Raw genomic sequence first — 12177 nt, 5'->3', positions numbered from 1 at the left:
CTAATGAAACCACAGGTTTACCATGTAGATGCCTTCACCAGAACCCCTTTTCGCGGCAACTCTGCCGGTGTTGTCCTGCATGCTGACGGACTCAGCGATGCGCAGATGCAACTGATTGCCCGCGAACTGCGCCACTCCGAAACCGCATTCCTGCTACAAAGCGACGACAGCGATGTTCGCATTCGCTACTTTACTCCCACGGTCGAAGTACCCATCTGCGGACATGCCACCGTTGCGGCGCATTATGTCCGTTCCACGGTGCTGGGACTGGGCAATGCCACAGTGTGGCAAACCTCGCTGGCCGGACGTCACCGGGTAGAGATCCGCCATGATAACGACGATTATCGTATCTCGCTGGAACAAGGTGCCCCCTCCTTCGACGCGCCACTCGAAGGCGACATCCGCGCCGCCATTCTTCGCGCACTGCACCTGAGTGAAGACGCAGTCCTACCAGGCCTGCCGATTCAGGTTGCCTCGACCGGCCATTCGAAAGTGATGATCCCGTTGAAGCCTGAAGTGAATATCGACGCCCTCACGCCCGACCTTTCTGCACTTTGCGCTATCAGTCAGCAGATTGGCTGCAATGGCTTTTTTCCTTTTCAGATCCGCCCGGGCAAAAATGAAACCGACGGACGCATGTTCTCTCCGGCAATCGGTATTGTGGAAGATCCGGTGACGGGCAATGCTAACGGCCCAATGGGTGCCTGGCTGGTACATCACCATTTATTACCCCATGACGGGAAATTGCTCCAGGTGAAAGGCCATCAGGGACGGGCATTAGGCCGCGAAGGCACTGTTGATATTGACGTAACGATTAAGGATAACCAACCGGTGAAAGTCACGATATCCGGCAATGCGGTGATCCTGTTTCACGCACCATGGGCGATAGATTTTTGAAAGCAACCCGGTAAAGATTCTCCTTACCGGGCTGCTTTATTTTCCTTTCCAAAGTTGACTATTTTAATCCCCAGCAAGTCACCTTAATTAACCTTAAATGATCTTAAATTGAACTTAAGAAATAAAAGACTTTAAAAATCAGAAGAGTAGACTATTACCCCCCCTTCTTATATCAACCAGATTTAATTCAAAAATCAAAATCACTTCATCTGCAATCTCTTATTTCACATTATCGATAATCGATTTATTTAGTTACGTAAGATCAATTCATTTGTTATTTCTTAGGTCGCATGGAAAATAAGTCATCATCACATGATGTGAACCGCAGAAAAGGATTCACCAGATATAGCAAACATCAAGCGAATCTCGTTCTGACTGAAAACGTAAAACGCAGTACTGTGCAATATAATATATTGCATGCTGTATTTGTCTATTAAAAATGCGAATATAAATATGAAAGAATTTAAATTAACGACAATGGCGTTATTGATCGGTAGTCTGTTAATGACAAATAACGCTTATGCAAAAATCTATAATGAAGATGAAGGGATTATCACCGGGAGCGGTGTCCTGACTGAAGGCGGTTCATATAAAATTGTCAGTACCTCAGGGGAAAATAACACAATCTCCGTGGCAAATAATGGGGGGATTACGATTACCAACCCTGGCGGAACGCCAATCGTTAACGCCTGGGGCGAGTTTGAAGATGGCGATTTTTCACTCGCGTCTGGCACTGTTTTTGTTGCCAATAGCGGGACAATCAATTTAGGGTCCGGCTCTACGGTAAATCAAATTACCGGGGATTTTATTCCGGGTACGGTCGACGGACGCCCGGACCTGGCGCTTGATGAAGATTATCAATCTCTGTTCGCCGTCGGCATTATGGATATGGGGGGGACAAGTGACGCTTATCGGGCACAGAAAGGCACGCTTATTGCTGATGATTTAACCATAAACGTCAGCCACCAGCGCAACGGTAAGACTATCTCAGGTATCTATTCTGATAAAAACAATGGCGTTATTACCTTAACCGGTGACACCACGGTGAATGCAACGGTAACCGGGACGAATGGACATGTTTTTGGCGTTTATGCGAAGGAAGGGACTTTCATCGACGCTGAAAATCTTATTGTGAATAACAAGAGTACAGAGTACTCCGTTGGGATTGTTTCAGAATCGAAAAACGCAGCTAACCGCTCACGTATTCAGTATCAAAATGCCACCGTTAAATCTGTTGCCAATGATTTTGCGGATGGTATTAATGCTAACGCCGGTTATATCGAAGCGTTTGGCGATACCTATGTCGATGTCACTGCCAATGCCGTTGGGGCCGTCGCGTCCGCGATCTGGCTTTCTGATGGCCTTTCCGGTATCGATTTGGATTCGTCTATCACCACCCACGGTACGACGACCCTGCTGCTCAAATCCGGTGCAGATGGGACGGTTCTTGATGGCGTTGACTCAATGGGGTCCACGCAATATACCGGTAACGACCTGAACATCACTCTGGACACCCAGGGACACCAACAGACAACCGGCACCGGTATTCTGGCCAGTAAAGACGATGCGCTGACAGCGGGTAAAATCGACATTAATGGTCGTCTGAACATCGATGTCGTCGATACCACCCGCAGCGGTAGCTGGAGCTATGTCCATGCGGACAAAGGCGGCGAAATCACGCTGAACGGCGAGGTACAGATGGGGGTGAACTACAACGACCCGGATGCCACCGCTATTCTGGCTGAAAATGCAGACTCCCGCGTGACGATTACCCCGCAAAAAGTCCAGGTGGTCGGGACAATCGAAGCCCGGGATGCCGCCGTGGTTGACATCAGCGCAATCAACCAGTCGCGCATTGTTGGCGGAACGGTAACCAGCGACGACGCGGTGAATAACCTGTCGCTGGCGGAGGGCTCGGCCTGGAATATGACCAAAAGTTCTCAGCTCACTCACCTGACGCTGGATGACTCCACGCTGACCTTCATGCCGGGCGGAGCGAAGCGTCTCAGACAGACCCGTGAGGCCACAAGCTTCAAAACCCTGACGGTGAACGGCGATTATACCGGTGCGAACGGTAACATCGTGATGAACACCCAACTGGGCGATGACGCGTCGCCGACCGATCGGATGATCGTTACCGGCAACACTTCGGGTACCACGAACGTAAAAGTGCTCAACGCCGGTGGCGCGGGCGGCCTGACGACTGAGGGTATAGAACTGATTAGCGTCGCCGGCAATTCTGACGGCGTGTTCAGACAAAATGGTCGTATCGTGGCCGGTGCGTATGACTACACTCTGCAACGCGGCGTAGGTGAGAACAACAAGAACTGGTATCTGAGCAGCGCCCTGTCTCCGGCCACTCCGGTGGATCCTGCCTCGCCTGGTGATCCTACCGATCCGCAGTCGCCATCCCCGACGCCGCGTGAACACGCGGTACGTCCGGAAGCCGGTCTGTACGGTATGAACCTGCAGGCAGCGAATACGCTGTTTAACACCCGTTTACAGGATCGTCTGGGTGAAACGCATTACGTGGATGCACTCACCGGCGAGGAAGCCGTCACCAGCCTGTGGCTGCGTAACGTTGGCGGTCATACCCGTCAGAAAGACAGCAGCGACCAACTGGCGATGCAGAGCAACCGCTATGTTATGCAGCTGGGCGGCGATATTGCACAGTGGACTTCAGGCAACACCGATCGCTTCCATCTGGGCCTGATGGCCGGCTACGCCAACCAGAAGAGCCGTGCGGAAAACCAGCGTAACGGTAACCGCGCTGACAGTCGCATCAGTGGTTACAGCGCTGGTCTGTACGGCACCTGGCTGCAGGACAACGAAACCCACGAAGGGGCATACGTTGACACCTGGGCGCAGTACAGCTGGTTTGATAACACCGTTTCTGGTCGTGACGTTGAGTCAGAAGAGTATGATTCCCGCGGCTTCACCGCCTCTGTCGAATCCGGCTATACCTGGAAACTGGCGACGTTAAGCGAACGTAACTCACTGTATATCCAGCCTAAAGCACAGGTCACCTGGATGGGCGTGAAGGCGGATGAGCACAAAGAAGTGAACGGTACCCGCGTGGAAGGCAACGGCGATGGCAACATTCAGACCCGTGTCGGCGTCCGTCTGTTCGGCAAGGGACATAACCAACGGGACAATGATAAGCACCGTACTTTCCAGCCGTTTGTGGAAGCCAACTGGATCCATAACAGCAAAGACTTTGGCGTCTCAATGAATAGTGAAAACGTGAATCTGGAGGGGGCCCGCAATATCGGCGAACTGAAAGCCGGTGTCGAAGGTCAGTTGACGAAGCATGTCGCCCTGTGGGGTAACGTCGCTCAGCAGGCTGGCGACAAAGGCTATAGCGATACGTCAGCGATGATCGGGATTAAAGCCTCGTTCTGATGAAAAACACCCGGTAAGCGCATGCGCCTGCCGGGTTTTCTTTATTTTCCGGCTTCTGGATGGGTATCAAACGCCGCCATCACCCTCGCCAGCTCAGTTTCCGTAAAACCATGCTTCGCGTCCGTCACCCCAAGGCCAAAACGTTCCTGTAGCAGAGCATACAGCGAGGCGACATCCGGCAAATTGCGCTGTTCTACCGCCCTGTCATTTTCGTAATGCGTGAAGTGAAAATTGGTGAGGGTTAATTTTCCACCGTCCGGCAAATGACGACACATCAGCAGATGATGGCGAAAATGCGACTGCGGCCAGTGTGCAGACCAGAAGTTGCCCATCACATGGTCACTTTGCTGCTGCATCACCCGATCGAAGCGGTACATGGACTGCCAGTGCTCATGATGACAGAACTGCAGGATCCAGTCGTCCCCCTCCTGCTGTAAACGGTATTCACCGTGCGGCGTCTTCTGAATGATGTCCGCTTGCAGACGAATGGGCGCAGTGAGCGTCTGACCGCCAAACCCCACATCGGCGATCCACGATTCGCCATCCAGCTCAACTAGCAGCAGACGGTGAGTCCGCGGGGGTAAACTCGGCGGATTTGCCAGTACCACGCGTCCCAGCAGGCTGCGTACGGTAAAGCCCAGTTCGCGTAGGACACGCTCAAACACGCCATTTTGCTCAAAACAATAACCGCCGCGACGTGCGGTAATGAGTTTCTCTTCCAGCGATCGATCGTCAAGGTGCATTTCTCGTGGTAACAGCACGTCGAGATTCTCAAACGGGATTGTACAGTTATGCTGCAAATGCAGCGCCCGAAGCGTCTCAATATTAACGTCGGCACGCCCTGACCAGTTCAGACGAGCAAAATAAGCATTCAGGATGGGAGTCATCAGGTTTCCTGTCGTGGGTCTTAAATCGTTATCCGAGTATAAACGATGCGCTCAAAGCATGAGACGGATGTTATTAGCGGGTTGGCACAACGTCGATTTTCATTAATACTCAGAAAAAACCTTTGCGAGACAATCCCGTGAGTCGATTCCGTCCTGTTGAATTACGCCACGCCAGTCGCCTGCTCAATCATGGCCCTACGGTGCTTGTCACCAGCCGCGATGAGGTCAGCAACAGGCGCAACATCATGGCCGCCGCGTGGTCTATGCCCGTCGAGTTTGAACCGCCCCGTCTCGCCATTGTGGTCGATAAAACGGCCTGGTCGCGGGAGTTAATTGAGCGCAGCGGCCTGTTCGGTATTGTCATTCCCGGCGTCGCCGCGACCAACTGGACTTACGCTGTCGGCAGTGTTTCCGGGCGAGATGAAGACAAATTTAACTGTTACGGCATCCCGGTAATAAAAGGACCGGTGTTGGGACTGCCGGTAGTCGAAGAAAAATGCCTGGCATGGATGGAGTGTCGTCTCCTCCCCGCCACCGCCGCGCAGGAAAAATACGACACCTTATTCGGCGAAGTGGTTTCTGCCGCCGCGGATGAACGTGTGTTTGTCGAAGGCCGCTGGCAGTTCGATGACGATAAGCTCAATACCCTGCATCATCTTGGCGCAGGAACGTTCGTCACCAGCGGCAAACGGGTGTCGGCGGGTTAGCTACGCCTTCACCACCGTGATCCCTTTCGCGTTCATAGCGCGAACCCAACTCTCGTCGGTGTTCTCCTCCACGACGACCGTATTAATCAGCGACACGTCGCCAATGGCGAAGGGAGACGCGGTGCTGATTTTCTCCGGCGAAGCCAGAACAATGGTTTCCGCCGCTCTGCCGGAAAATGCACGTTTGATGCACGCTTCTTCGTAATCTCCCGTGGTTAATCCCGCTTCCGGGTGTATTCCCGTCACGCCCATGAAAAAGAGATCGGCCTGGATGTTACGCATTCCCTCTATCGTCGCTGCGCCAACCGTGACAATCGAGTGTTTATAGACACGCCCACCGATGAGAATGATCTCAATAAGCGGATGATTGACCAGACCCAATGCGATGCCCGGACTGTGAGTCACCACAGTGATGTTTAAATCATCCGGCAGACAGGCGATCAGCTCTGATGTTGTCGTTCCGCCGTCAATAATTACCACCTGACCGGAAGAAATCAACGTTGCCCCTTTTTGCGCCACGCGCTTTTTTGCGTCCGTTTTCAATGACTTTCGTTCGATAAACGGCGCTACCGCCGAAGACGATGGCAGCGCCCCGCCATGTACGCGCTGTAGAAATCCTTCGGCAGCAAGCTCACGTAAATCGCGGCGGATGGTGTCTTCAGAAACCGCAAACCGGTTGCTGAGCGCCTTCGACAACACCTGGCCCTCGGCGGCCAGCAGTTCAAGGATCATTTTTTTACGCTGATCGGTAAGCATAGGTCTCTTCCTGCTTTTGCACGATATATCTTGATCATGCACGAAATTGCTGTTTATGATACTTACTCTACAAACACATGGCCTGACAGGCAATAAAAACGTGCAGAAATACGCATTTCTGCCCTGTGTAAACACGTAGCGAGGACATAATGACAGCACAATTGATTTTAATCGCCGGCCCTTATCGCAGCGGCACAGACGGGAAACAGGCACTGCTCGACGCTAATCTTCAGCGTCTCGAAGCGGCAGCGCTTGCTGTATACCAGCGCGGACATATTCCTCTGATTGGCGAATGGCTCGCTTTGCCGCTGGCAAAAGCGGCGGGTTCCACATCTTTAGATGACGAGATCAGCGAAGCGATGCTCTACCCGGTCGCCCACCGACTCATTACCCGTTGTGACGCGATTTACCGGATAGCCGGGGCATCTAAAGGTGCCGATATGGATATTGAGGTCGCCCGTCAGTATGGTCTGACAATCTATACCTCTGTCGACGACATTCCACAAAACTGATGATAAATCGTGCAGATATCAAGCTCCTGAGAATATCTGCACATCCATTGCTGTCTATCAGAAGCTGGCTATAGTTAATGTTGCATTACCTCAAATTTCCACGCCGAAAGTACAGATACCTGCATTTCCACATAAAAATGTCCTCCATTTCGATAAGTGAGGTTTTACGATGCAACTCAATCCCATCGCCAGGCGTTTACTCCTTGCCGGGTTGTTAACGTCTTGTTCTCTCCCGCTTATTGCTGCTGAAGCACCCAAAGAGGCTACTGCCGCCACTCAACAGGCGAACAATGCACTTTATAATCAATTGCCCTTCTCCGATAACACCGACTTTACCGATGCCCACAAAGGCTTTATTGCCCCTATTCCCCAGGAAGTCATTAAGGGCGAACAAGGCAATGTTATCTGGAATCCTCAGCAATATGCGTTCATTAAAGAAGGTGATAAGTCTCCCGATTCAGTAAACCCCAGCCTCTGGCGTCAGGCACAGTTAATTAATATCAGCGGCCTGTTTGAGGTGACGGAAGGCGTTTATCAGATCCGTAATCTTGACCTGTCGAATATGACAATTATCGAAGGTAAAGACGGGATTACTGTTGTCGATCCGCTGGTTTCTGCGGAAACGGCAAAAGTGGGTATGGAGTTGTACTTTAAAAATCGGAGCAAAAAACCGGTCGTCGCGGTGATTTATACCCATAGCCACGTTGACCACTACGGCGGCGTGCGCGGCGTGGTCGATGAAGCCGATGTAAAAGCAGGTAAGGTGAAAATCTACGCCCCTGCCGGATTCATGGAAGAAGCGGTATCAGAAAATATCATGGCCGGGAACGTGATGAGTCGCCGCGCCAGCTACATGTACGGCAACCTGCTGAAACCGGATGTTAAAGGTCAGGTTGGCGCAGGTCTGGGAACCACCACCTCCGCCGGTACGGTGACGCTGATCGCGCCAACCAATTACATTACCAAAACCGGGCAAAAAGAGGTCATTGACGGACTGACCTATGATTTCCTGATGGCGCCGGGTTCTGAAGCCCCATCCGAAATGCTGTGGTATATCGAAGAGAAGAAAATTATCGAAACCGCAGAGGACGTCACCCATACCCTGCACAACACCTATTCGTTGCGTGGTGCCAAAATTCGTCAGCCTCTCCCGTGGTCCAAATACATTAATGAAGCGCTTACCCTGTGGGGCGATAAGGCCGAAATTATCCTTGCGCAGCACCACTGGCCGACCTGGGGGAATGACAATGTGGTCAAATTGCTGAAAAGCCAGCGAGATTTGTATCGCTATATCAACGACCAGACGTTGCGAATGGCGAACCAGGGCTTAACCCGCGATGAAATCGCCGCAAACTTTACCTTGCCACCCTCGCTCGCCAACACCTGGGCAAACCGCGGTTACTATGGTTCAGTCAGCCACGACGTGAAGGCAACCTATGTGCTGTATCTCGGCTGGTTTGACGGCAACCCGGCGACCCTGGACGAACTGCCGCCGGAAGAAGGCGCGAAGAAATTTGTGGAATACATGGGCGGCGCCGACGCCATTCTGCAGAAAGCGAAACAGGACTACGATCAGGGCAACTATCGCTGGGTTGCACAGGTGGTAAGCAAGGTCGTGTTTGCCGATCCAAATAATCAGGCAGCGAGAAATCTGGAAGCGGACGCGCTGGAACAGCTGGGGTATCAGGCGGAATCTGGCCCATGGCGTAACTTCTACCTGACCGGGGCGCAGGAACTGCGTAACGGTGTGGTGAAAGGGCCTACGCCAAATACCGCCAGCGGGGATACCGTGCGCGCCATGACGCCGGAAATGTTCTTCGACTACCTCGCCGTCCACATTAACGGCCAAAAAGCGGCAGATGCCAAAGCGGTTCTTAATTTCGATTTTGGTGACGACGGCGGTAAGTACAAAGTCGAGCTGGAAAACGGCGTACTGAACCACACCGCGAACGTGGAAGACGCCAATGCCGATGCCACCATCAGCCTGTCGCGCGATGCGTTGAACCGCATTGTGTTGAAAGAAGAAACGCTGAAGGAAGCGACAGATAAAGGTGACGTAAAAATCACCGGCAATGCAGAAAAACTGAATGAAATGCTTGGCTATATGGATAAATTTGAATTCTGGTTCAATATCGTCACGCCATAATCCGACGTCGCCCGGTCAGCCTTCCCGACCGGGCGTTTTATTACATGCTGTAGCCTGGTTTTTTAATCAGCACATCCATCTGCGGGGCAATCTCGGTATCCCACACCCCCTGCCACTCTTCCTCCGGAACTTCGGTCAGCGCCACGCTCACCGAGCGCTCCTTGCTTTTTAAATGACGAACGATCACCTCAGTAATTTCTGAGGCCAGCGCCGATTTTTGGTCATCATTCAGGTCGCGCGGAAAACATTTGATATCAACGTGTGGCATTACAGGTTCCTTATTATCAGTGTGAAGCTAAAAACGAGCACAGTTGTATGTACGCCAGGGTCAGTTTATGCGGACTCACGCTCAATAAGGTGGAAACCGATATCGATAATGGCCTCTTCCACTGTCGTCTGTTCGATGCGATTCGCCAACAGCGTGGCGGCACGCTGGCCAATGGCACGGCGGTCAACGCTGACGGTGGTGATTGACGGGCGATTACTGGCGGCAAAATCGAGATCGCCAAAACCGATGACGGCTAAATCCTGCGGAATACGTAATCCACGGCTTTCCGCTTCCATCATCGCGCCCTGCGCCAGCGTGTCGGAACTGCAGACAATCACGTCGAATGCCCCTTCGCTGAAGAGTTGCGTGAGTCCGCTGCGTCCCAGCGACAGCGATGCCGGGAGCGGCACATCGACCTGCGGCACATCATAAATATCATGACGAGCCAGAACGCTGCATAGCCCCTGCTTACGCTGACCGGCGCGGCGATCGGCCGTCCACAGCAAACCGGGACGACGATACCCTTTACTCACTAAATACTCTCCGGTGGCCTGCCCGACTTTTTCATGGGAGAAACCGACCAGCATATCGAGCGGGGTTGGTGTGAGATCCCAGATTTCGACCACCGGAATGGCCGCATTCAGAATAACTTTTTTCAGTTCGCTGGTGTGGTGGATGCCGGTTAATACGACACCGTCGGGACGCCGGGAAAGCAGTGTTGCCACCAGTTCCGCTTCCGTCTGCTCGGTATATCCCGCCACGCACAGGAGAATATGATAGCCACGCCTTGCCAGTTCATCGCTCAGCGACTGGATCGTATCGACGAACATATTGTTATTGATCTGCGGCACCACAATGGCAATTAATTTACTGCGCCGTGACGCAAGTCCACCCGCCAGCGCGTTAGGAATATAGCCGGTCGTCCGCACCGCCTGCATCACTTTCTCGACCGTTTTAGGCCGCACCAGCTGCGGCGTATTTAGCGCCCGACTCACCGTCATGGGCGACAGTCCAGCACTGCGGGCAACATCTTCCAGCGTCGGCGCGCGAGGTGGTTTTGTGCTCTTCACTGTGGATGCCCCTGCAAAATTCACTGATTTATCTGTGCATTATTCATCATGCGTGTGGCTATTGCCAGCTTCTGACCAGGAAACGTCGCAAATACAGCAGCTTACTTTCCCCCTCGCATAATGAAATGTTAGCGCCATCATTCAATGTTGTGCATTTTACCAGAATGTTTTGGATCGTGACCAGCGCTACAGGAATTTCCCTTTTTTATTCGCCATATGTGATCGATTGTTCAATTCAGCATCAACTCTCTGGATTAATTTCTGCCATAAGAATAGAAATGTTAGCGCAATCATTTTACATCAATCAGGAGAATGACATGTCTTTAAGCGCGAATTCTGACGCCGTAACCTATGCCAAAGCAGCCAATGCCAGAACGGCGGCGGAAACCGGCGATCGTATCGAGTGGGTGAAGCTGTCACTGGCATTTCTGCCGCTGGCAACTCCGGTAAGTGACGCCAAAGTGTTGACCGGTCGCCAGAAACCGCTGACCGAGGTGGCAATCATTATCGCGGAGATCCGCAGTCGCGATGGATTCGAAGGTGTCGGTTTCAGCTATTCAAAACGAGCCGGCGGCCAGGGGATTTACGCTCATGCCAAAGAGATCGCCGACAACCTGCTGGGTGAAGATCCGAATGATATCGACAAGATCTACACCAAGCTGCTGTGGGCTGGCGCCTCCGTTGGCCGCAGCGGAATGGCGGTACAGGCCATCTCCCCTATCGATATCGCCCTCTGGGACATGAAAGCCAAACGTGCTGGCCTGCCGCTGGCAAAACTGCTGGGCGCGCACCGGGATTCTGTGCAGTGCTACAACACCTCCGGTGGTTTCCTGCATACTCCGCTCGATCAGGTGCTGAAAAATGTCGTGATTTCACGCGAAAATGGCATCGGCGGGATCAAGCTGAAAGTCGGTCAACCCAACTGCGCCGAGGACATCCGCCGCTTAACCGCCGTCCGCGAAGCGCTGGGTGATGACTTCCCGTTAATGGTGGATGCCAACCAACAGTGGGATCGCGAAACGGCAATCCGCATGGGGCGCAAAATGGAGCAGTTCAATCTCATCTGGATTGAAGAGCCGCTGGATGCCTACGATGTTGAAGGTCACGCCCAGCTAGCCGCGGCGCTGGATACGCCTATCGCGACCGGTGAAATGCTCACCAGCTTCCGCGAGCATGAACAGCTGATTCTGGGGAACGCCAGCGACTTCGTCCAGCCTGATGCTCCGCGCGTTGGCGGCATTTCACCGTTCCTGAAGATTATGGATCTGGCCGCAAAACACGGGCGTAAACTTGCGCCACACTTTGCCATGGAAGTTCACCTCCATCTGTCCGCCGCCTATCCGCTGGAGCCGTGGCTGGAGCATTTCGAGTGGCTGAACCCGCTGTTCAACGAACAGCTTGAACTGCGCGACGGTCGCATGTGGATCTCCGATCGTCACGGTCTGGGCTTTACTCTGAGCGAGCAGGCACGCCGCTGGACTCAACTAAGCTGCGAATTTGGCAAACGCCCCTGATCACCGCTGGCGGGAATC

General features: G+C 52.9%; 10 protein-coding genes. 6 read left to right on the top strand and 4 right to left on the bottom strand.

Annotated elements, in window-relative coordinates; translation table 11 throughout:
• The first annotated feature begins 3 nt into the window (after positions 1-3).
• Complete coding sequence (locus tag I6L53_RS10835; RefSeq protein ID WP_042318983.1) at positions 4-897, top strand: PhzF family isomerase; 894 nt, start codon at positions 4-6, stop codon at positions 895-897.
• Between the two features lie 453 nt (positions 898-1350).
• A complete protein-coding gene (locus tag I6L53_RS10830; RefSeq protein WP_052425377.1) occupies positions 1351-4299 on the top strand; it encodes an autotransporter outer membrane beta-barrel domain-containing protein in 2949 nt (982 codons plus the stop codon).
• A 41-nt stretch (positions 4300-4340) separates the two neighbouring features.
• Here I6L53_RS10830 and nhoA read toward each other — a convergent pair whose 3' ends face one another.
• A complete protein-coding gene (gene nhoA, locus I6L53_RS10825; RefSeq protein WP_042318981.1) occupies positions 4341-5186 on the bottom strand; it encodes an N-hydroxyarylamine O-acetyltransferase in 846 nt (281 codons plus the stop codon).
• Positions 5187-5323: 137 nt separating this feature from the next.
• On the opposite strand from nhoA, the gene I6L53_RS10820 reads away from it, so the two are divergent.
• Entirely contained in the window at positions 5324-5893 is a 570-nt protein-coding gene (locus I6L53_RS10820; protein ID WP_042318979.1) for a flavin reductase family protein, read from the top strand.
• Here I6L53_RS10820 and I6L53_RS10815 read toward each other — a convergent pair whose 3' ends face one another.
• Positions 5894-6649 carry a DeoR/GlpR family DNA-binding transcription regulator gene (locus tag I6L53_RS10815; protein ID WP_042318977.1) on the bottom strand — a complete coding sequence of 252 codons (756 nt, stop codon included), beginning with the start codon at positions 6647-6649 and terminating at the stop codon, positions 5894-5896.
• A gap of 149 nt (positions 6650-6798) precedes the next feature.
• Between I6L53_RS10815 and I6L53_RS10810 the strand changes: the two genes are divergently transcribed.
• Both I6L53_RS10810 and I6L53_RS10805 read left to right on the top strand, forming a co-directional pair.
• The gene (locus tag I6L53_RS10810) at positions 6799-7161 is read left to right on the top strand and encodes a TIR domain-containing protein (RefSeq protein WP_042318975.1); all 363 of its coding nucleotides are present in this window, start codon (positions 6799-6801) and stop codon (positions 7159-7161) included.
• A gap of 169 nt (positions 7162-7330) precedes the next feature.
• Positions 7331-9307 (top strand): alkyl/aryl-sulfatase, encoded by a 1977-nt coding sequence (locus tag I6L53_RS10805; RefSeq protein ID WP_042318973.1) that lies wholly within the window; start codon positions 7331-7333, stop codon positions 9305-9307.
• Between the two features lie 40 nt (positions 9308-9347).
• Here I6L53_RS10805 and pptA read toward each other — a convergent pair whose 3' ends face one another.
• Positions 9348-9575 (bottom strand): tautomerase PptA, encoded by a 228-nt coding sequence (pptA, locus tag I6L53_RS10800; RefSeq protein ID WP_042318972.1) that lies wholly within the window; start codon positions 9573-9575, stop codon positions 9348-9350.
• Positions 9576-9640: 65 nt separating this feature from the next.
• Positions 9641-10645 carry a LacI family DNA-binding transcriptional regulator gene (locus I6L53_RS10795; RefSeq protein WP_042318971.1) on the bottom strand — a complete coding sequence of 335 codons (1005 nt, stop codon included), beginning with the start codon at positions 10643-10645 and terminating at the stop codon, positions 9641-9643.
• Between the two features lie 317 nt (positions 10646-10962).
• On the opposite strand from I6L53_RS10795, the gene I6L53_RS10790 reads away from it, so the two are divergent.
• Positions 10963-12159: an L-talarate/galactarate dehydratase gene (locus I6L53_RS10790; RefSeq protein WP_042318970.1), complete on the top strand. Its 1197-nt coding sequence runs from the start codon at positions 10963-10965 to the stop codon at positions 12157-12159.
• Positions 12160-12177 lie beyond the last annotated feature (18 nt).

This window comes from Citrobacter farmeri, from assembly GCF_019048065.1.
In the GTDB taxonomy this organism is placed as follows: Bacteria; Pseudomonadota; Gammaproteobacteria; order Enterobacterales; family Enterobacteriaceae; genus Citrobacter_A; species Citrobacter_A farmeri.
This window is presented reverse-complemented; position numbering and strand designations above follow the sequence as displayed.